Source organism: Mesobacillus sp. QJM3NY_10 (assembly GCF_056173465.1).
Map to the genome: position 1 here is coordinate 244,583 of NZ_CM149675.1, position 21,585 is coordinate 266,167.

Annotated in this window: 16 protein-coding genes, 2 tRNA genes, 3 rRNA genes and 1 pseudogene; 19 read left to right on the forward strand and 3 right to left on the reverse strand. The window is 44.8% G+C overall.

Features of this window, described 5'->3' with window-relative positions; all coding sequences use genetic code 11:
* Positions 1–67: 67 nt before the first annotated feature.
* The 9 genes from AC0VX7_RS01360 (at position 68) to tsaD (ending at position 8,029) form a co-directional block, all read left to right on the forward strand.
* Positions 68–1,618: ribosomal RNA gene (locus AC0VX7_RS01360) — 16S ribosomal RNA — on the forward strand.
* A 207-nt stretch (positions 1,619–1,825) separates the two neighbouring features.
* A 23S ribosomal RNA gene (locus tag AC0VX7_RS01365) occupies positions 1,826–4,760 on the forward strand.
* A gap of 103 nt (positions 4,761–4,863) precedes the next feature.
* A 5S ribosomal RNA gene (gene rrf / locus AC0VX7_RS01370) occupies positions 4,864–4,979 on the forward strand.
* Together the 16S, 23S and 5S rRNA genes with 2 tRNA genes alongside form the textbook arrangement of a ribosomal RNA operon.
* A 36-nt stretch (positions 4,980–5,015) precedes the next feature.
* Positions 5,016–5,089: transfer RNA gene (locus tag AC0VX7_RS01375), tRNA-Met, on the forward strand.
* Between the two features lie 23 nt (positions 5,090–5,112).
* A tRNA-Asp gene (locus AC0VX7_RS01380) sits at positions 5,113–5,188 on the forward strand.
* Positions 5,189–5,380: 192 nt separating this feature from the next.
* Positions 5,381–5,833 (forward strand): tRNA (adenosine(37)-N6)-threonylcarbamoyltransferase complex ATPase subunit type 1 TsaE, encoded by a 453-nt coding sequence (gene tsaE, locus AC0VX7_RS01385; RefSeq protein WP_041967785.1) that lies wholly within the window; start codon positions 5,381–5,383, stop codon positions 5,831–5,833.
* The gene (tsaB, locus tag AC0VX7_RS01390) at positions 5,834–6,535 is read left to right on the forward strand and encodes a tRNA (adenosine(37)-N6)-threonylcarbamoyltransferase complex dimerization subunit type 1 TsaB (protein WP_475426330.1); all 702 of its coding nucleotides are present in this window, start codon (positions 5,834–5,836) and stop codon (positions 6,533–6,535) included.
* A 13-nt stretch (positions 6,536–6,548) separates the two neighbouring features.
* The gene (rimI, locus tag AC0VX7_RS01395) at positions 6,549–6,998 is read left to right on the forward strand and encodes a ribosomal protein S18-alanine N-acetyltransferase (protein ID WP_475426331.1); all 450 of its coding nucleotides are present in this window, start codon (positions 6,549–6,551) and stop codon (positions 6,996–6,998) included.
* Complete coding sequence (gene tsaD, locus AC0VX7_RS01400; protein WP_475426332.1) at positions 6,998–8,029, forward strand: tRNA (adenosine(37)-N6)-threonylcarbamoyltransferase complex transferase subunit TsaD; 1,032 nt, start codon at positions 6,998–7,000, stop codon at positions 8,027–8,029. The genes rimI and tsaD overlap by 1 nt, the downstream gene beginning before the upstream one ends.
* Positions 8,030–8,542: 513 nt before the next feature.
* Here the strand turns inward: tsaD and AC0VX7_RS01405 are convergent.
* Entirely contained in the window at positions 8,543–10,471 is a 1,929-nt protein-coding gene (locus AC0VX7_RS01405) for an ABC-F family ATP-binding cassette domain-containing protein (RefSeq protein ID WP_475426333.1), read from the reverse strand.
* Positions 10,472–10,649: 178 nt separating this feature from the next.
* Between AC0VX7_RS01405 and moaC the strand changes: the two genes are divergently transcribed.
* Together moaC and AC0VX7_RS01415 are read left to right on the forward strand one after the other, a co-directional pair.
* Complete coding sequence (moaC, locus tag AC0VX7_RS01410; protein WP_041967791.1) at positions 10,650–11,144, forward strand: cyclic pyranopterin monophosphate synthase MoaC; 495 nt, start codon at positions 10,650–10,652, stop codon at positions 11,142–11,144.
* A gap of 28 nt (positions 11,145–11,172) precedes the next feature.
* Positions 11,173–11,838: a redox-sensing transcriptional repressor Rex gene (locus AC0VX7_RS01415; RefSeq protein WP_215036617.1), complete on the forward strand. Its 666-nt coding sequence runs from the start codon at positions 11,173–11,175 to the stop codon at positions 11,836–11,838.
* Between the two features lie 23 nt (positions 11,839–11,861).
* Here the strand turns inward: AC0VX7_RS01415 and AC0VX7_RS01420 are convergent, their stop codons facing one another.
* Positions 11,862–12,062, reverse strand: a complete 201-nt coding sequence (locus AC0VX7_RS01420) for a YdiK family protein (protein WP_215036618.1) — start codon at positions 12,060–12,062, stop codon at positions 11,862–11,864.
* A 3-nt stretch (positions 12,063–12,065) separates the two neighbouring features.
* Positions 12,066–12,797: a CPBP family intramembrane glutamic endopeptidase gene (locus tag AC0VX7_RS01425; protein WP_215036619.1), complete on the reverse strand. Its 732-nt coding sequence runs from the start codon at positions 12,795–12,797 to the stop codon at positions 12,066–12,068.
* 381 nt (positions 12,798–13,178) lie between these two features.
* Between AC0VX7_RS01425 and groES the strand changes: the two genes are divergently transcribed.
* The 8 genes and pseudogenes from groES (at position 13,179) to hypD (ending at position 21,583) form a co-directional block, all read left to right on the forward strand.
* Positions 13,179–13,463 carry a co-chaperone GroES gene (groES, locus tag AC0VX7_RS01430; protein ID WP_475426334.1) on the forward strand — a complete coding sequence of 95 codons (285 nt, stop codon included), beginning with the start codon at positions 13,179–13,181 and terminating at the stop codon, positions 13,461–13,463.
* A 57-nt stretch (positions 13,464–13,520) separates the two neighbouring features.
* On the forward strand, positions 13,521–15,146 hold the full coding sequence (gene groL / locus AC0VX7_RS01435; RefSeq protein WP_215036621.1) for a chaperonin GroEL: 1,626 nt from the start codon (positions 13,521–13,523) through the stop codon (positions 15,144–15,146).
* 368 nt (positions 15,147–15,514) lie between these two features.
* Positions 15,515–16,495: pseudogene (locus tag AC0VX7_RS01440) on the forward strand (DUF3231 family protein).
* A gap of 466 nt (positions 16,496–16,961) precedes the next feature.
* Complete coding sequence (locus AC0VX7_RS01445) at positions 16,962–17,330, forward strand: hydrogenase maturation nickel metallochaperone HypA/HybF (protein WP_475426335.1); 369 nt, start codon at positions 16,962–16,964, stop codon at positions 17,328–17,330.
* The gene (hypB, locus tag AC0VX7_RS01450) at positions 17,320–17,979 is read left to right on the forward strand and encodes a hydrogenase nickel incorporation protein HypB (protein WP_475426336.1); all 660 of its coding nucleotides are present in this window, start codon (positions 17,320–17,322) and stop codon (positions 17,977–17,979) included. Before AC0VX7_RS01445 ends, hypB begins: the two co-directional genes overlap by 11 nt.
* Positions 17,940–20,243: a carbamoyltransferase HypF gene (gene hypF / locus AC0VX7_RS01455; RefSeq protein WP_475426337.1), complete on the forward strand. Its 2,304-nt coding sequence runs from the start codon at positions 17,940–17,942 to the stop codon at positions 20,241–20,243. Before hypB ends, hypF begins: the two co-directional genes overlap by 40 nt.
* A gap of 25 nt (positions 20,244–20,268) precedes the next feature.
* Complete coding sequence (locus tag AC0VX7_RS01460) at positions 20,269–20,502, forward strand: HypC/HybG/HupF family hydrogenase formation chaperone (RefSeq protein ID WP_475426338.1); 234 nt, start codon at positions 20,269–20,271, stop codon at positions 20,500–20,502.
* Entirely contained in the window at positions 20,477–21,583 is a 1,107-nt protein-coding gene (gene hypD / locus AC0VX7_RS01465) for a hydrogenase formation protein HypD (protein ID WP_475426339.1), read from the forward strand. The genes AC0VX7_RS01460 and hypD overlap by 26 nt, the downstream gene beginning before the upstream one ends.
* Positions 21,584–21,585: the final 2 nt, after the last annotated feature.

Here is a 21,585-nt window from a genome sequence, read left to right on the forward strand (position 1 = left end):
GATCATGACTTCTATTATAGAAGAACATGAGCCAACGTTTTAACTTTATGAGCTAACTCATAACTCTTTCTTGGAGAGTTTGATCCTGGCTCAGGACGAACGCTGGCGGCGTGCCTAATACATGCAAGTCGAGCGGATCTTCATTAGCTTGCTTTTGAAGATCAGCGGCGGACGGGTGAGTAACACGTGGGCAACCTGCCTGTAAGACTGGGATAACTTCGGGAAACCGGAGCTAATACCGGATAATCCTTTCCCTCACATGAGGGAAAGCTGAAAGACGGTTTCGGCTGTCACTTACAGATGGGCCCGCGGCGCATTAGCTAGTTGGTGAGGTAACGGCTCACCAAGGCAACGATGCGTAGCCGACCTGAGAGGGTGATCGGCCACACTGGGACTGAGACACGGCCCAGACTCCTACGGGAGGCAGCAGTAGGGAATCTTCCGCAATGGACGAAAGTCTGACGGAGCAACGCCGCGTGAACGATGAAGGCCTTCGGGTCGTAAAGTTCTGTTGTCAGGGAAGAACAAGTATCGGAGTAACTGCCGGTACCTTGACGGTACCTGACCAGAAAGCCACGGCTAACTACGTGCCAGCAGCCGCGGTAATACGTAGGTGGCAAGCGTTGTCCGGAATTATTGGGCGTAAAGCGCGCGCAGGCGGTTCCTTAAGTCTGATGTGAAAGCCCCCGGCTCAACCGGGGAGGGTCATTGGAAACTGGGGAACTTGAGTGCAGAAGAGGAGAGCGGAATTCCACGTGTAGCGGTGAAATGCGTAGAGATGTGGAGGAACACCAGTGGCGAAGGCGGCTCTCTGGTCTGTAACTGACGCTGAGGCGCGAAAGCGTGGGGAGCGAACAGGATTAGATACCCTGGTAGTCCACGCCGTAAACGATGAGTGCTAAGTGTTAGAGGGTTTCCGCCCTTTAGTGCTGCAGCAAACGCATTAAGCACTCCGCCTGGGGAGTACGGCCGCAAGGCTGAAACTCAAAGGAATTGACGGGGGCCCGCACAAGCGGTGGAGCATGTGGTTTAATTCGAAGCAACGCGAAGAACCTTACCAGGTCTTGACATCCTCTGACAACCCTAGAGATAGGACGTTTCCCTTCGGGGGACAGAGTGACAGGTGGTGCATGGTTGTCGTCAGCTCGTGTCGTGAGATGTTGGGTTAAGTCCCGCAACGAGCGCAACCCTTGATCTTAGTTGCCAGCATTCAGTTGGGCACTCTAAGGTGACTGCCGGTGACAAACCGGAGGAAGGTGGGGATGACGTCAAATCATCATGCCCCTTATGACCTGGGCTACACACGTGCTACAATGGATGGAACAAAGGGTCGCGAAGCCGCGAGGTCGAGCCAATCCCATAAATCCATTCTCAGTTCGGATTGCAGGCTGCAACTCGCCTGCATGAAGCCGGAATCGCTAGTAATCGCGGATCAGCATGCCGCGGTGAATACGTTCCCGGGCCTTGTACACACCGCCCGTCACACCACGAGAGTTTGTAACACCCGAAGTCGGTGGGGTAACCTTTATGGAGCCAGCCGCCTAAGGTGGGACAGATGATTGGGGTGAAGTCGTAACAAGGTAGCCGTATCGGAAGGTGCGGCTGGATCACCTCCTTTCTAAGGATATTGCCGTAATGGCAATCGGAACTTAGACCTTATGGTCTATGATGTTGTACGCTTGTTTGTTTAGTTTTGAGGGAGCAATTGCCTCAAAGTTTTTTTGTTCCTTGAAAACTAGATAATCGTAAGTAAGAAGAACCAAGAAAAAACCGAGTGATCGCCATTTTAGTTTTCTCTCTATATTAATAGAGAAATGACCTTTTAGGTTAAGTTAGAAAGGGCGCACGGTGGATGCCTTGGCACTAGGAGCCGATGAAGGACGGGACTAACACCGATATGCTTCGGGGAGCTGTAAGTAAGCTTTGATCCGGAGATTTCCGAATGGGGAAACCCACTGTTCGTAATGGAACAGTATCTTTACCTGAATACATAGGGTATTGAAGGCAGACCCGGGGAACTGAAACATCTAAGTACCCGGAGGAAGAGAAAGCAAACGCGATTCCCTGAGTAGCGGCGAGCGAAACGGGACATAGCCCAAACCAAGAGGCTTGCCTCTTGGGGTTGTAGGACACTCAACATGGAGTTACAAAGGAACGGGGTAGATGAAGTGGTCTGGAAAGGCCCGTCAAAGAAGGTAAAAACCCTGTAGTTGAAACTTCGTTCCCTCCTGAGTGGATCCTGAGTACGGCGGGACACGAGAAATCCCGTCGGAAGCTGGGAGGACCATCTCCCAAGGCTAAATACTCCCTAGTGACCGATAGTGAACCAGTACCGTGAGGGAAAGGTGAAAAGCACCCCGGAAGGGGAGTGAAATAGATCCTGAAACCGTGTGCCTACAAGTAGTCAGAGCCCGTTAATGGGTGATGGCGTGCCTTTTGTAGAATGAACCGGCGAGTTACGATTACATGCAAGGTTAAGTTGAGAAGACGGAGCCGCAGCGAAAGCGAGTCTGAATAGGGCGAATGAGTATGTGGTCGTAGACCCGAAACCAGGTGATCTACCCATGTCCAGGGTGAAGGTTGGGTAACACCAACTGGAGGCCCGAACCCACGCACGTTGAAAAGTGCGGGGATGAGGTGTGGGTAGCGGAGAAATTCCAATCGAACTTGGAGATAGCTGGTTCTCTCCGAAATAGCTTTAGGGCTAGCCTCACGTTGTAAGAGTCTTGGAGGTAGAGCACTGTTTGGACTAGGGGCCCTCATCGGGTTACCGAATTCAGACAAACTCCGAATGCCAAAGACTTATCCGTGGGAGTCAGACTGCGAGTGATAAGATCCGTAGTCAAAAGGGAAACAGCCCAGACCACCAGCTAAGGTCCCAAAGTATACGTTAAGTGGAAAAGGATGTGGAGTTGCTTAGACAACCAGGATGTTGGCTTAGAAGCAGCCACCATTTAAAGAGTGCGTAATAGCTCACTGGTCGAGTGACTCTGCGCCGAAAATGTACCGGGGCTAAACGTATCACCGAAGCTGTGGATTGACATCTTAGATGTCAGTGGTAGGAGAGCGTTCTAAGGGCGTTGAAGTCAGACCGTAAGGACTGGTGGAGCGCTTAGAAGTGAGAATGCCGGTATGAGTAGCGAAAGATGGGTGAGAATCCCATCCACCGAATGCCCAAGGTTTCCTGAGGAAGGCTCGTCCTCTCAGGGTTAGTCGGGACCTAAGCCGAGGCCGAAAGGCGTAGGCGATGGACAACAGGTTGATATTCCTGTACCACCTCTTTATCGTTTGAGCAATGGGGGGACGCAGTAGGATAGGGTAAGCGCGCTGTTGGATATGCGCGTCTAAGCAGTTAGGCTGCAAGTGAGGCAAATCCCGCTTGCGTGAAGGCTGAGCTGTGACAGCGAGGGAAATATAGTACCGAAGTTCCTGATTCCACACTGCCAAGAAAAGCCTCTAGCGAGATAAAAGGTGCCCGTACCGCAAACCGACACAGGTAGGCGAGGAGAGAATCCTAAGGTGAGCGAGAGAACTCTCGTTAAGGAACTCGGCAAAATGACCCCGTAACTTCGGGAGAAGGGGTGCTCATTTGGGTGAATAGCCTAGATGAGCCGCAGTGAATAGGCCCAGGCGACTGTTTAGCAAAAACACAGGTCTCTGCGAAGCCGCAAGGCGAAGTATAGGGGCTGACGCCTGCCCGGTGCTGGAAGGTTAAGAGGAGGGGTTAGCTCACGCGAAGCTCTGAATCGAAGCCCCAGTAAACGGCGGCCGTAACTATAACGGTCCTAAGGTAGCGAAATTCCTTGTCGGGTAAGTTCCGACCCGCACGAAAGGCGTAACGATCTGGGCACTGTCTCAACGAGAGACTCGGTGAAATTATAGTACCTGTGAAGATGCAGGTTACCCGCGACAGGACGGAAAGACCCCGTGGAGCTTTACTGTAGCCTGATATTGAATTTTGGTACAGCTTGTACAGGATAGGTAGGAGCCTGAGAAACCGGAGCGCCAGCTTCGGTGGAGGCGCTGGTGGGATACTACCCTGGCTGTATTGAAATTCTAACCCACGCCCCTGATCGGGGCGGGAGACAGTGTCAGGTGGGCAGTTTGACTGGGGCGGTCGCCTCCTAAAGAGTAACGGAGGCGCCCAAAGGTTCCCTCAGAATGGTTGGAAATCATTCGCAGAGTGTAAAGGCACAAGGGAGCTTGACTGCGAGACCTACAAGTCGAGCAGGGACGAAAGTCGGGCTTAGTGATCCGGTGGTTCCGCATGGAAGGGCCATCGCTCAACGGATAAAAGCTACCCCGGGGATAACAGGCTTATCTCCCCCAAGAGTCCACATCGACGGGGAGGTTTGGCACCTCGATGTCGGCTCATCGCATCCTGGGGCTGTAGTCGGTCCCAAGGGTTGGGCTGTTCGCCCATTAAAGCGGTACGCGAGCTGGGTTCAGAACGTCGTGAGACAGTTCGGTCCCTATCCGTCGTGGGCGCAGGAAATTTGAGAGGAGCTGTCCTTAGTACGAGAGGACCGGGATGGACGCACCGCTGGTGTACCAGTTGTCTTGCCAAAGGCATCGCTGGGTAGCTATGTGCGGACGGGATAAGTGCTGAAAGCATCTAAGCATGAAGCCCCCCTCAAGATGAGATTTCCCATAGCGCAAGCTAGTAAGAACCCTGAAAGATGATCAGGTTGATAGGTCAGAGGTGGAAGCGCGGTGACGTGTGGAGCTGACTGATACTAATCGTTCGAGGACTTAACCAAAATAGATTACTCGTTGCTTCTTATTCTTCTTACACATTATCTAGTTTTGAGGGAATAAAGTTTTTTGCGAAGCAAAATAACTGTCCTTTCCTTAATTAAATAGTCTGGTGGCGATGGCGAGAAGGTCACACCCGTTCCCATACCGAACACGGAAGTTAAGCTTCTCAGCGCCGATGGTAGTTGGGGGTTTCCCCCTGTGAGAGTAGGACGCCGCCGGGCTGTTTTAAAAATTTAAATGGATTCTTATATTATCGACGCGGGGTGGAGCAGTTCGGTAGCTCGTCGGGCTCATAACCCGAAGGTCGCAGGTTCAAATCCTGCCCCCGCAATAATCCATCTTTTTATACATATTGGTCCCGTGGTGTAGCGGTTAACATGCCTGCCTGTCACGCAGGAGATCGCCGGTTCGATCCCGGTCGGGACCGCCATTTTCATAAATTGATAGATTGTCAGGACGAAACATGGTTTCGTTTTTTTTTATTGCCTAAAAACGACGAAAAATGGCTGGTTTTTTTGCCCGTCCTCCTTAAATCGTGTAAACTACATATAGTATCCTCATCCTTAGGAGACATCCTAAGGTTTTTTGTATTATAAAATCGACTGTTAGTTAGGTGATATATATGGCGAGTTATCAATTCATATCAAAGCAGCCGGAAGAGACAAAGGATTTTGCGAAAAGGCTGGCAGGTCTTCTTCAAGCGGGAGATGTGATTGCCCTTGAAGGGGATTTAGGTGCAGGAAAGACGACTTTTACAAAAGGCCTTGCAGAAGGATTGGGAATCACCAGGAATGTGAACAGTCCTACTTTTACAATTATCAAGGAGTACCAGGGACGTCTGCCGTTATATCATATGGATGTATATCGTGTTGAAGATGCGTTTGAAGATCTTGGTTTTGAAGAATACTTTGAAGGTAATGGTGTGACGGTTGTTGAATGGGCTCATCTGATTGAAGCCCAGCTGCCTGAAGAGCTATTGCTCCTTCAATTATATCTTGATGAAAATGGAGCTAGAAGAATCGTTGCTGAGCCGAAGGGCAATCGGTATGAAGAATTGTGTAAGGAGATTTTTTAAATGAAGGTATTATCGATTGATACGTCCAATTATGTTTTAGGTATTGGTCTTCTTGATGGTGAGACAGTTTTGGGCGAGTATATTTCCAATATAAAAAAGAATCATTCGGTACGCGTCATGCCGGCGATCCAGACATTGATGGAAGAGTGCAATATAAAACCAGGTGATCTATCGAAGATTGTCGTGGCTGAAGGGCCTGGATCATACACTGGTGTCCGGATCGGAGTGACGATCGCGAAAACAATGGCCTGGACATTGAAAATCCCGTTATCAGGCGTATCAAGCCTTGAGGTTGCGGCAGCATCGTCTGGCCGCTATTTTGACGGATATGTTTCTCCTTTTTTTGATGCGAGGAGAGGGCAGATTTATACAGGATTGTATAAGTTCGAGAATCAAAAGTTGCAGATAGTAAAAGATGATCAGCTTGTTATGTCAGCTGATTGGGTAAAAACATTGAATGAACTGGACAGCAGAATTCTTTTCACGAGCAATGATTTGAAACTCCATGAAGATGTCATTAAGGAAGAGCTTGGAGACAAAGCAGTTTTTGCAGCTGTCACTGAACAGAATCCTAGACCTGCTGAGCTTGCATTATTAGGGATGGATAAAGAGGCTGTTAACCTTCATACATTCGTTCCTAACTATATCCGCCTGGCAGAGGCAGAGGCCAATTGGCTAAAAGCGCAAGAGACTAAAAAATAAGTGGGAAGAGAAGATGAATAAAACGATAACGTTCCGGAATATGACGGTTGATGATTTGGATCAAGTGATGGAGGTTGAGGTTAATTCCTTTACCATTCCATGGAGCAGGGAAGCTTTTTTCAATGAATTGACGAAGAATCAGTTTGCTCAGTATCTGATTGTGGAAGTGGATCAAAAGGTAGTTGGTTACTGTGGAGTGTGGATCATCATTGATGAAGCACATATCACAAATATTGCTTTGCTTCCGGAATACAGGGGAATGAAGCTGGGTGAGGCGCTTATGGGCAAGGTAATGGAACTGGCTCGTGAACTGGGCGCATTAAGGGTGACGCTCGAAGTCAGGGTGAGCAATGAAAGGGCCCAAAACCTTTATCGCAAGTTTGGTTTCGAAGAAGGAGCTATTAGAAAACAATATTATACAGACAATATGGAAGACGCTTTAGTAATGTGGGTGAATTTATAATGACAAAAGATCAATTAATAATGGGAATAGAGACGAGCTGTGATGAGACGGCTATAGCGATTGTGAAAAATGGACGGGAAATCCTTGCGAATGTAGTCGCCTCTCAGATTGAGAGCCATAAGCGTTTCGGAGGGGTAGTTCCGGAGATTGCATCAAGGCACCATGTTGAACAGATCACGCTTGTGTTAGAGGAAGCATTGGCCCAGGCAAATGTGGATGTTAAGGACCTGGATGCTATTGCAGTTACAGAAGGACCAGGCTTGGTTGGGGCGTTATTGATTGGCGTTAACGCAGCCAAAGCATTGGCGTTTGCGAATGGTATTCCACTCATTGGTGTCCATCATATTGCCGGCCATATCTATGCGAACCGACTTGTAACGGAGATGAACTTCCCGCTGCTTTCACTTGTCGTGTCCGGCGGGCATACTGAGCTCGTCTATATGAAGGAACACGGTCATTTCGAGGTGATTGGTGAGACACGGGATGACGCAGCAGGCGAAGCCTATGACAAGGTAGCAAGGACGTTGCACCTTCCATATCCGGGCGGTCCGCATATCGACAGGCTGGCTCATGAAGGAAAGGCAACAATCGACCTGCCACGTGCATGGCTTGAGGAAGGCTCCTATGATTTCAGCTTCAGTGGGTTGAAGTCGGCTGTGATCAACGTTGTGCATAACGCACAGCAGCGTGGAGAGGAAATCGTACCTGAAGAGCTTGCAGCTAGCTTCCAGGAGAGTGTTATTGATGTACTTGTCACAAAAACTCAAAGAGCTGTGAAAGAATACGGAGTAAAACAAGTACTGCTTGCTGGAGGAGTTGCGGCGAATAAAGGGTTGAGGGAGAAATTATCCACAGAGTTTGCAGATTCAGATGTGGAAATTGTCATTCCTCCGTTGTCTTTATGCACAGACAATGCTGCCATGATTGCCGCGGCAGGGAGTGTTTTTTATGAAAAAGGCCAACGGGCCGATTTAACCTTGAATGGAAATCCTGGTCTGGAGATAACTATCCACAACGAAAGTCGTACGTAAAAAATTTGTTGTCAGACTCTTCTGTGGATATGTTGATGTTTTAAGAACAAAACTGTGTACAATGTGGATAAAACGAGCTGATTTTGTGGATAATGTGGAAAAGTCTCTGGATAAGCCATAAATCAGTCTTTACTATGTGAATAACTATGTGAACAAAAAGTCCCGGTTTTCAACTCGGGACTTTTTTTGTGGATTTTTGCATACTTTAAAAGAGTTTTTTCTAAAAAGCGCCCCTTTTACAAGGGGAAAATTGATTATGAGACAACACTATCTGGGGCAGATCACTTTTTAAAGCGAAAATCCAAGTTTTATAGCGAAAAACTTAATTATATAGCGAAAATCCAAGTTTTATAGCGAAAACAAAAATTATATAGCGAAAATCACATTTTTATAGCGAATTGGAAATTCCAATCGTTTTTTTCCAATTAGTTTTGTGAAATTTAGCATGGGCTCTATTAAAGAGTTTATGTACAAAATAAAAAACCGGGCAACTTCATGCCCGGTTTTCACTCACTAAGCCAGTTCTGTCCACTCTTCCATCAGTTCGTCGAGTTTCTCTTTGGCGGCTTCGATTTTACTATTGATTTCTCCTGCTTTTTCATGATCCTGGAAGACTTCGGGATCACAAAGCAGTTCTTCGTATTCAGCTACTTCTAATTCCAGCTGTTCAATCTTCGTTTCAACTTCTTCCATGCGGCGTTTGCGCTGGCGTTCGAGTTTTTTCGCTTCTTTGTCCTGCTGGTAGGAGGTCTTGTCCTGCTTTGAGTTGTCCACAGCACTTCCTGAAGCTTTGGCGGCCTGCTCGGCCAGTGCCCTCAGCTCTTCCTGCTCAAGCTTTTTCTCGACGTAATAATCGTAATCACCAAGGTATTCAGTTGAGCCACCACGGTCTAGCTCGAGGACCTTTGTGGCAATCCTGTTGATAAAATAACGGTCATGTGAGACGAACAGGATGGTGCCTGGGTAATCAATCAGGGCATTCTCGAGCACTTCCTTGCTATCCAGGTCGAGATGGTTTGTCGGCTCGTCCAAAATTAAGAAGTTCGAGTTTTGCAGCATAAGCTTGGCCAGTGCCAGACGAGCTTTTTCGCCGCCGCTTAGGGTGGAAACGATTTTTAGGACATCGTCACCTGAAAAAAGAAAATTCCCCAGCACGGTACGAATGTCTTTTTCTGATTTAAGGGGGTATTCATCCCAAAGTTCGTTCAAAACCTTTTTATTCGAGCTGAGCTCTGCTTGTTCCTGGTCATAATAGCCGATCGAAACATTTGAACCGTATTGAATATTTCCAGTTATTGAAGGCAGTTTTTCAACGATTGTTTTTAATAAAGTCGATTTTCCGACGCCATTTGGCCCAACGAGTGCTGTGCTGTCGCCACGCGAAAGGTTGAATGTGATATTTTCAGATACGACCTCATTCTGGTAGCCGACAGCAAGTGTATCCACCTTCAGGACATCATTTCCGCTCTGGCGTTCAATTTGGAAGCTGAACGAAGCCGATTTTTCATCGCCTTTGGGCCTGTCCATCCGGTCTATTTTATCAAGCTGCTTCCGACGGCTCTGGGCACGCTTAGTTGTTGATGCCCTCGCCAGATTCCGCTGAATAAAGTCCTGCAGCTTGTTGATCTCATCCTGCTGCTTCTCAAATAGTTTCAGATCACGTTCGTAATTCGCGGCTTTCTGCTCTAAATACGAGCTGTAATTGCCAGGGAACTTCGTCAACTGATGGCGGGAGATTTCGTATACCTGGTTCACGACCTTATCCAGGAAGTAACGGTCGTGTGAAACAATCAGGATAGCGCCGTCATAACCCTGTAAATACTGCTCAAGCCAGGATAGCGTATCGATGTCAAGGTGGTTCGTCGGTTCATCGAGAATCAAAATATCCGGGCGAGTCAATAATAGCTTCGCCAATGCGAGTCTAGTTTTCTGTCCCCCGCTTAAAGTGGATATTTTTGTGGAATAATCAAAAGAATGGAAGTTCAGGCCGTGAAGGACAGAACGGATATCGGCTTCATATTGGTAGCCGCCTTTTTCCTTGAACTGCACCTGAAGAAGGTCATACTCTTTCATGACTCTTTCGTATTCAGTCTCATTTGACAGAATGGCGGGATCCGACATCTTTTCTTCCAGCCGGCGCAAGTCTTTTTCCATGCTGTGCAGATGGTCAAAAACGGCTAGCATTTCATCCCAGATGCTTTTCTCGGATTCAAGCCCGGTATTTTGCGCGAGATAGCCGATCATCGTCCCTTTTGGGCGAATGATCTCGCCGCCGTCATGAGATTCGTACCCGGCGAGGATTTTCAGCAGGGTCGATTTTCCTGCCCCGTTCCGGCCGACAAGCGCTACTCGGTCATTGGTCTGTATTTCAAACTTTATATTCGATAAAATAAGATCAGCAGCAAAATATTTTGATAGCTGATTCACCTGTAATAAAATCATTATTTTCACCTCTATTGCCTTAGAGATAGTGTAACCCAATAATATAGGCACGGCAATATGTGCGAACTGCTATAGGTGGTAAGGTGTAAAAAATTCCCTGTGTATTGTGAACACTGAAACAAAGTTCACACACAAGTTTTATAAAATAGTGTATTATTTGGTAGAAAGGAGCTTTAACATGGCAGAATTTACGCATTTTAATGAAGAGGGAAGAGCGAAGATGGTCGATGTCAGTGAAAAGCCGGAGACGGTCCGTACGGCAGTCGCCCATTCAAGCATAACCGTGAACGAAGATATATATAGTAGAATCACTGAAAATAAGATGAAAAAAGGGGATGTACTGGCTGTCGCGCAGGTAGCAGGCATCATGGCGGCAAAAAAGACATCCGAAATCATCCCGATGTGCCACCCAATTCCTTTGACAGGCATTGACCTTTCGTTCGATTGGGAGCAAAATGGTAATGACTATATTTTAAATATCGCCGCAGCTGTAAAAACAAAAGGGAATACAGGTGTGGAAATGGAAGCGTTAACAGCAGCTTCAGCATGTGCGCTGACTGTTTATGATATGTGCAAGGCCGTTGATAAGGGCATGGTGATTGGCAAGACATATCTGGTCGAAAAAACCGGCGGTAAAAACGGTGATTTCAAGAGAGAAGAAAAGTTGAGATAGAAATAACGGACAGGGTGGAGGATGGAGAATGACGAATGATGCTATGAAGATTCCGCAGGCAACCGCAAAACGTTTGCCACTGTATTACCGGTTCTTATTGAACTTGCATTCTTCAGGGAAGCAAAGGGTGTCATCCGCGGAATTAAGTGAAGCGGTAAAGGTGGATTCAGCAACAATCCGAAGAGATTTTTCCTACTTTGGGGCTTTAGGTAAAAAGGGATATGGCTATAATGTGAATTACCTGCTAACCTTTTTCCGTAAGACATTGGACCAGGATGAGCTGACGAAAGTTGCCCTGATCGGTGTCGGAAACCTGGGAACAGCATTAATGAACTACAATTTTTCAAAGAATAATAATACGAAAATCAAGATAGCTTTCGATGTTGACGCAGGAAAGGTCGGCACGAAAATCGGCGAAGTCTCAATATATCACATGGATGATCTTGACAAGGTTGTCGTCGAGGAAGGGATCCAGGTAGCTATCCTGACGGTTCCTTCAGCCGTAGCACAGCCGATCACAGACCGATTGGTACAGGCGAATATCAAGGGAATCCTGAACTTCACGCCGGCGAGGCTGAATGTGCCGCCGTCGATCAGGATCCATCACATTGATTTGGCGGTTGAGCTGCAGTCATTGATTTATTTCTTAAAACATTATCCAACAGATACTGAAACAACTGAATCAGTCGAATAAAAAATAGCTCCTTCATGAAGGAGCTATTTTTTCTGTACATTCTTCAGTTTGAAATGGAACATAATCATCCTGATGCCGGACCCGAAGTCGAACGTGGCAAGAGCTACAAGCAAATAGCTAAAGAATCCCCAGCCTGTCTCGTTTACATTCTGGATGGCGAAATAGGTGAATAAGCTGCCTAACAAGATGTAGACAATGCCTGAAAATAAAGGCGATTGCTTCATAACTTAAAATCCCCCAATAAAGCTTTGTATTTTCTCTGCTTCTTTTATCATTCTCTCAATGTCTTCCCTAAATACGGATTGAAGCAGGACAACCATTGTATTCATTGTAACGTGGGCAATGATTGGCACGATGATCCGCTTTGTTTTTACATAAAGGAAGGCAAAGGTGAAGCCCATCGCTGAGTATAGGATCACGTGCTCCGGCTCCATATGGGCAAGCGCAAAAATGACAGAGCTGATTAGTGCGGAAAAGAAGAAATTCATTTTCTTATGCAGGCTGCCGAAAATGATTTTACGGAAGACGATTTCTTCTAATATAGGGCCGATAATCGAGCTAACCAAAATGATAACTGGGAACATTTCAATCAATTTAATGATTTCCTGTGTATTCTCCGAGCCCATTTCAATACCAATCATGTTTTCGATGCTAGCCGCGATTGATTGGGCGAACAGAGCAAGGAATACACCTGCGAATGCCCAGGCAGCAGAGCTTGCAGGTGATGAAGCATCACGCAGGTCAGTCTCTGTTCTGCGTTCTTTCCTTAGAAGCAGAAGCACAATCACAAGTGTGAGAGAAAAGCTGATCACGAGCCAGTATGGAATCGAGAGTGTCTCCATTTCCTTAAGGCTTTTTCCCATTGCAGCTCCGATAAAGGCAACAATCGGAATGCCGATCAGGCTTGAAAGCTGCATGACAATATAGGCAATAATGACGTACCAGTATTCCTTTTTCAATATGATAATCTCCTTCTATTCGGATCGGTCTATGTGTATGCCATAAAAGCTATTATAAGAATGCTATCTATCCATTTTACTAGTAATCATCAGGAAAGTTCAAATATCAGGGTGTCTTATGAATGTTTTGGTCAAAATTCCTTTGAACAGGCATACTCTTTAAGGTGGCCTTTTTTGGCCAGGCTGCCTGCAAAACCGCGAAATATAGTACTTGCTGTCGAAGGGAGAGAAGTTAGATTCATCTGCTAACTTTTATAAAAAAAGTTAGGCTTCACGCTTGCAAAAAAAATAGAGATTCATTATTATATAAATTGTGTTAGCACTCTATTGAGGAGAGTGCTAATAAAAAATTCTACATATAATTTGAGGAGGTTGTTTCACTTGATCAAGCCACTAGGAGATCGCATTATTATCGAGCTTGTTGAGTCTGAAGAAAAAACTGCAAGCGGTATCGTTTTACCCGACACAGCGAAAGAAAAACCTCAAGAAGGTAAAGTCGTAGCTGTTGGAACTGGCCGTGTTCTAGAGAACGGCGAGCGCGTTGCTCTTGAAGTTGCAGTCGGAGACCGCATTATCTTCTCAAAATACGCAGGCACAGAAGTAAAGTATCAGGCAACTGAGTACCTGATCCTACGTGAAAACGACATTCTAGCAGTAGTGCAATAATCACTGCGATTATAGACAGAACGTTATAAATTTAAATTCTGAGGAGGTCTTTCTACAATGGCTAAAGAAATTAAGTTCAGTGAAGAAGCACGCCGCGCGATGCTTCGCGGGGTTGATTCTCTTGCAAACGCAGTAAAAGTAACTCTTGGACCAAAGGGACGCAACGTGGTTCTTGAGAAGAAATTCGGTTCACCTCTTATCACTAACGATGGTGTAACAATCGCGAAAGAAATCGAACTTGAAGATGCATTCGAAAACATGGGTGCTAAGCTTGTTGCTGAAGTAGCAAGCAAGACGAACGACGTTGCTGGTGACGGTACGACTACAGCAACAGTTCTTGCTCAAGCGATGATCCGTGAAGGTCTTAAGAACGTAACCGCCGGCGCTAACCCAATGGGCATCCGCAAAGGTATGGAAAAGGCTGTTGTTACAGCTGTTGAAGAGCTGAAGGCTATTTCAAAGCCAATCGAAGGAAAAGCTTCTATCGCACAAGTTGCGGCGATCTCTGCTGCTGACGAAGAAGTTGGCCAATTGATTGCAGAAGCAATGGAGCGCGTTGGCAACGACGGCGTTATCACAATCGAAGAATCTAAAGGCTTCACTACAGAATTGGATGTTGTTGAAGGTATGCAGTTCGACCGCGGATATGCATCTCCTTACATGGTAACGGATTCTGACAAAATGGAAGCTGTTCTTGAAAATCCATATATCTTGATCACTGACAAGAAGATCGGCAACATCCAGGAAATCCTTCCTGTCCTTGAGCAAGTTGTACAGCAAGGCAAGCCATTATTGATCGTTGCTGAAGATGTTGAAGGTGAAGCACTTGCTACATTAGTAGTCAACAAGCTTCGCGGAACATTCAACGCAGTAGCTGTTAAGGCTCCTGGCTTTGGTGACCGCCGTAAGGCTATGCTTGAAGACATCGCTGCATTGACTGGCGGTGAAGTGATCACTGAAGAACTTGGCCGTGAACTTAAGTCTGCTACAATCACTTCTTTGGGACGCGCTTCTAAAGTTGTTGTTACAAAAGAAAACACAACAGTCGTTGAAGGTGCTGGAGACAGCGCTCAAATCGAAAGCCGCGTAAACCAAATCCGCGTTCAAATGGAAGAAACAACTTCTGAATTTGACCGTGAAAAATTACAAGAGCGTCTTGCTAAACTAGCTGGCGGTGTTGCAGTCATCAAGGTTGGTGCTGCTACTGAAACTGAATTAAAAGAACGCAAGCTTCGCATTGAAGATGCCCTTAACTCAACTCGCGCTGCAGTTGAAGAAGGAATCGTATCAGGCGGTGGCGTAGCGCTTCTTAACGTATACAACAAAGTGGCTGGAATCCAGGCTGAAGGCGACGAAGCTACTGGCGTAAACATCGTTCTTCGCGCAATGGAAGAACCAGTTCGTCAAATCGCTCACAACGCTGGCCTTGAAGGTTCAGTCATCGTTGAGCGCCTGAAGCGCGAAGAAGTCGGCACAGGCTTCAACGCTGCAACTGGCGAGTGGGTAAACATGATCGAATCCGGTATCGTGGACCCAACTAAAGTGACTCGTTATGCACTTCAAAACGCAGCATCCGTATCTGCAATGTTCTTGACTACTGAAGCAGTAGTTGCTGACATTCCAGAAGAAGGCGGCGGCATGCCTGACATGAGCGGCATGGGCGGCATGGGCGGCATGATGTAATGACCGCTAAAACCCCTGATAAATAAGGGTTTTAAAGTGATTTGCTAACAAAATGATAACATCAGGTATATAAAAGAGGCTTCTCATTAGTTGATTAAACTTTTGAGAAGCCTTTTCTTTTGCTTACTATTAAAAGGTGATGCAATATACATTATCAATTTTGGACACTCTCGACTTTTAAAATAAATATAATACACCTCCTCCCAATAGAGTGAACCCTATTGGGGAATGCTACACTCAAACGAAGCATTTTGTGGCATAAAAGGGGTATTTAATTTCTTTTTCTTTATTGAAAATGAATAAGTTTCTGTCGAGTAAAGAAAATAGAAAGGATAATTTTATAATGTGTTTTTTAAGGAGAGACAAAAATGACTTCTATAAAAAAATTAACGCCTTCAGAAATTACAAGTTTGTGGAACTCATATTTAACCAACACAATGGCTTTTTGGGTTACTAAATATTTTATTGCGAAGACGCAAGATGAAGAGTTACGTACCATTCTTGAATATGCGGAAGAAATTGCGAAGATTGAAGTTGCTAAGTCAAAGGAATTTTTGGAAGAGGCAGGCCAACCACTTCCACAAAAGTTTGATGAAAATGATGTAGATTTACATGCTCCAGCTATTTGTACGGATAATTTCACAGCTCTTATTAAATACCAATTAGCTCAAGCTGCTCAAATAGTTTATTCATTGTCTTTAAGTACCTCAACCCGTAAAGACATCCGTGCATTTTATCAGGAATGTATGAAAAATTCGATGGAGCTGTACAATCGTTTATCTGATTTCATCATAAAAAAAGGACTTCACCATCCTGAAGTACATATTCCCACTCCTGATCACGCAGAAAAAGTCAGTCACCAACGTTTTTTGGCTGGCTGGTTTGGTGAACGCCGTCCTATCAATTCTGCTGAGATCACTCAGCTCGTTTTTAATTTTAAAGCTACGGAATTACATAAAACATTTATGAAAAGTTTTGCTCTGGCTACACCCTCAAAACAACTAAAGAAACATTTTGAGCGTGGAGTAGATATTCTTCAAAAACATTTAGAGATTTTTCAGTCAATACTTACTTAAAACGATTTACCGAAACTGCCTACTTGGGAGAGTGAGATCGTGGATGTTAAGGTATCTCCATTTACAGATCGATTAATGTTATACAAAATGATGCTACTAACAGCAGAGGCTTCAGGTAGATATGGAATGTCCCTATCCTCAGTCCAAAGAAGAGATTTGGGTGTACATTATGCTCGATTAATGGCAGAAGTATTAAAATATGGTGAAGACAGTGTAAATCTTATGATAGAGCATGATTTTATGGACCAATTCCCTTTGGCTAAAGAAAAATAAGTGAATTTTCAGAAATAATAATCGAACCACGGAAATAGCAAATGAACTCAATCGCGAGTGATTGCTACGACTGCAATATTACTTGAAGAAGCCCCTAAGTTTGAATAACTAAGATTTTTTCTTGTTCTGATATCATACAGCTTTCTGTCCATTGGACGGCTTGGCTGTAACAGTTTACAGATTGATAACAGAGGAAGTTTATCAGAGAGGTAAAAGAAGTTTCTCATTAGTTGTTCAACTTTTGGGAGGCTTCTTTTTTATTTCTTGAGCTTATAGAAAATATTTTATCCTCAATATGATGAGGCGGCTCCATAATTTTTTCGAGTGGACGATCTCAATACAGAAACTCCCTAACAATGTTGTATGGGGAGTTATTTTTGTTCCAGCCACCATCCAAAGGCTCACAGTTCTTTTCCATAAAGACAGGCATAAAATGTTAAGAAGCATGTTGTGGAAGGTGATCAAAATGCATGAGATGTCACTTATGAAAGAAATCATGGAAATAGTTTCAGAGGATGCTGCTGCAAGAGGTTTTAAAAAAGTGAGCAAGATTGATGTCATTGTTGGTGATTTATCGAATGTCCTGCCTGATGCATTGGAGCTGGCGTTTATGTTTTTTCAAAGGCAGGAAGGCAGTTTGATTAGTGAAGATAGTAAGCTGCACATTATCCGGGAAGAAGCAAAAGCGCGTTGTCAATCTTGTAAATGTGAATTTTGCCCTGACTATAGGATTGCGCTTTGCCCAGAGTGCGAAATTCCTGGCAGCCTGCTTGTGAGCGGTGAAACTTTCAGGGTTGAATCCTATGAAGGAAGTGAGGACTACGATGAAAATTAAACTCGAAGCAGATGTGCTGAAGGATAACAACTTAGCTGCTAACTATAATAGAGAAGCATTTAACAGAAATAAAACGCTTGTCATTAATATCATGAGTTCGCCAGGTGCAGGAAAAACAACTCTTCTGGAAGAAACGATAAAAGCATTGCGCAATGATTTTACAGTGGCGGTGATTGAAGGGGACTTGGCTACAGACCGTGATGCGGAACGATTGCGTTTTTTAGGGATAAAAGCCATTCAGATTAATACAGTGGGAGGCTGTCATCTTGACGCAAGGATGATCGCCAAGGTTTTGCCGGAATTTGAGTTAGAAGATATTGATATTCTCTTTATTGAAAACATTGGAAACCTTGTATGTCCGTCAGGCTATGATTTAGGACAAGAATATAAAGTCGTTGTATTAAGTGTTCCTGAAGGCAATGATAAAATCCCAAAATATCCAGTGATGTTCAGACGCACTGATCTTACGATTATCAACAAGGTTGATCTCCTTCCATATGTCTCATTCAATGTGGAGGAAGCGAAACAAGATTTGGAATTTATTAATCCTGCGGCACAGCTAAAGGTCTTGTCAGCCAAGACAGGTGAGGGTCTTGAGGACTGGGTCAATTGGATAAAGGAATCGTATATTCAATGTACAAAGCATTAAGCATCATAGTGACAGGAAGAGTGCAGGGAGTCGGTTTCCGTCCATTCTTATACTCGCTTGCCAAGAAGTTTCACTTAACTGGAACTGTCCAGAACAATCTTGATCATGTCATTCTGATTATAGAAGGAAAAGAACACCATCTAGCAAAAGCTCTAGAAGAACTAAAATGTTCGCCGCCACAGCTGTCAAAAATTAGCCAAATAACTGTAAATGATATTCCCCCTGTCTATTTTAAAGAATTCACTATACTTCCAAGCAAGAAAATAAAAGCTCAGTCCTTACCCTGGGTATCAGCGGATGCTGCCATTTGCGATTATTGCCTGGAAGAAATGAATGATCCATCCTACCGGAGATATAAGTACCCATTCATAAACTGCACGCAATGCGGACCGCGCTACACGATCATTCAGGCCCTGCCGTATGACCGTCCCAATACAACGATGAGTGAATTTGTGATGTGTGATCAGTGTCATGAAGAGTATGAAAACCCGCTGAATCGGCGGCATCACGCTCAGCCAATATGTTGCACTGCTTGTGGGCCTGTCATTAGTCTATATCATCAAAGCGGAGAATTAGCGGCACAGGACGAGCAAGCGCTACTTGATGCAGGTGAACTCATCAGTGGCGGCCATATAGTTGGAATAAAAGGAATCGGCGGTTATCATCTGGCATGTGATGCTCTTCAAGAGAGGGCAATCGAAGAGGTAAGAGCAAGAAAGAATCGTCCTCGTCGGCCACTGGCCCTTATGGCAAGAGACCTGGATGTTGTGAAAAAGCATTGTTATCTTTCAAAAGAAGAAGAGGAAATGCTCACGAGTCCAGTCATGCCGATTGTGGTGCTGCAGAAAAGAAAGGAATGCACCCTTCCGGAAATGCTGTCACCAGGTTTAACGACAATTGGAGTCATGCTGCCCTATACTCCATTGCATCATCGGCTATTTGAAACTAGCAGGCTGGAGTGTATGGTCATGACTAGTGCGAACCCTTCAGGACTTCCGATCCCATACAAAGAAGAATCCGTACAAGCTCACTTATATGATTATCTATTAACTCATAATCGTGATATTCATCTTCCAATTGATGATTCTGTCGTCCAGTTTAGCGATGGGGAAATGCTATATCAGAGGAGGGCTAGGGGTTTTGTGCCAGATCCTTTTCATACGGAATCAGCAGTGGACGGAATCATTGCTTTAGGGGGAAATCAAAAAAATACGTTTGCCATTGGGAAGCAAAAGGAGATTGTGATCAGTGCACATATAGGTGATCTCGACAACGAAGAGATGGTTCATTTTCTTAAAAACCAGCTTCATCACTATCTAACATGGCTGGATACAGAAGTAAAACATATAGCCATTGATAAGCATCCTCTGTACGCGTCAGCGGCACTGGCAAAAGAATATGAATGTAACGTCATACCCATTCAGCATCACCATGCACATCTTGTCTCCTGTATGGAGGATAACGGGATAGTGGAACCATGTATCGGTATTATCCTGGATGGAACAGGTTATGGCGATGACGGGAACATCTGGGGGTTTGAGTTTTTATACGGCAATGCCCATTCCTTTGAACGTCTTGGCCATCTGGAATATACCCCGCTTCCAGGCGGGGAAAAGGCTGTGAAGGAAACATGGAGAAATGCGGTTGGGATGCTGCATCATTATTGGCAAGACGAGGGGATCGAAATGGCTATGAAACTATTCCCTGACAAAGTCAATGAGATCAACATCCTAAAGAGGATGATCACGAATCAAATTCATACGCCTAAGGCTGGTACTTGCGGAAGAGTATTTGATGCGGTCAGTGCAATTTTAGGGATTTGCTTATCTTCCACATATGAAGGAGAAGCGGCAATCAGATTATCGGATTATATGACAAACGAAACGGAACATTCGGCTGAAATTTATCCATACCATCTAAAAACAAACCAGGAAAATCAACTTCAACTAGACCTTTCTCCGATGCTCTCTCAAATCATCCAGGATAAATTCAACGATGTTAGTACGGCCAAAATCATTCACACTTTTCATTCAACCATTGTTTCCTGCTGTGTGGAGATGATTGCAAGATTAGTAAAAATGAATCCACACATGAACAGGACCGTCATGCTGTCAGGAGGCACGTTCCAAAATATTTATTTGCAGAAAGAGATAAAAGCAAAGCTCCAGAATAAAGGGTTTGTGGTTAAGACACATAAAAGTATCCCCTGTCATGATGGCGGCTTATCATTAGGACAAATGATTATCGCTTCTCATTCTATTTAACATAAACGTAAGGTGGTGTATAAATTTGTGTTTAGGCGTACCTGCAAAGGTTATCGAGATTGAGGAGCAAACAGCTCTAGTGGATGTTATGGGTTCGAGGATGTATGTCGGCATCATATTTGTTCCGGAGGTAAAGGAAGGCGACTATGTATTGCTCCATGCCGGACAGGCGATGACGGTTGTAGACGAGAAATATGCTCATGAAAGCATCGAAGAGTGGAGGAATGTTTTGGATGGAAAGTATGGAGGCATTTTCTGATTCGACATTAGCAAGTCGGTCACTTGAAGCCGTTATCGAATTAGCCGAGGAATTCAAAAAGGAACATGGAAGAATACCAGTTTTGATGGAAGTGTGCGGATCACATACGATGGCATTTGCCAAATCGGGAATAAAAACGAGATTAAAGGATCATGTCAGGCTGATTGCTGGTCCCGGATGTCCCGTATGTGTGACAGACCAAAAATCAATTGATGCGATGATTCAATTAGCTCAAGGGCCCAACAGGATCCTATGTACATTTGGCGATATGATGCGTGTGCCAGGTTCCCGGGCCAGTCTAATGAAAACAAAAACGGATGGCAAAGACATTCGGGTCATCTACTCTCCGCTGGATAGCGTAAAAATTGCAGAGGAAAATCCAGATAAAGACGTAATTTTTCTGGGGATCGGATTCGAAACTACGATTCCAATTTTAACTCTCGCCATTCGCGAAGCAGAAAGAAAAGAGTTGAAGAATTATAGTGTATGGATGACAACTAAATTGGTAGAACCAGTTATGAGAGCCCTTCTTGATTCAGGGGAGGTCAAATTGGATGGTTTTATTTTACCTGGTCATGTTTCGGTCGTATTAGGCAAGAGGAGCTTTGAGTTTTTAGTTGAGGACTATAAAATATCCGGGGTTATAACCGGGTTTGAACCGGTTCAATTACTAAGCGGCATCTATAGAATACTGCAACTCTTGGTTGAGAATAAGCATGATGTCATAAATGACTATAAATATGTTGTAAAAGATGAAGGGAACCTGCTTGCTCAAAATTTACTGAAGAAATATTTGAAACTTGATGATGAGGATTGGAGAGGTATGGGGATGATTCCCAAGAGCGGGCTTGTCCTTAAAGACCAATACGCACAATTTGACGCGAAGAAGAAGTACAAGGTAACTGTTGGAGAGCCAAGGAAAACAAAATGTCGTTGTGGTGAAATCATCAGGGGGTTGGTCACACCTGAAGAATGTGTTTTGTTTAATAAAGGGTGTACACCAACCCAGCCGATTGGTCCTTGTATGGTTTCAACAGAAGGAACTTGTGCGGCTCATTACCAATACATGAGAGGGGATTAGAC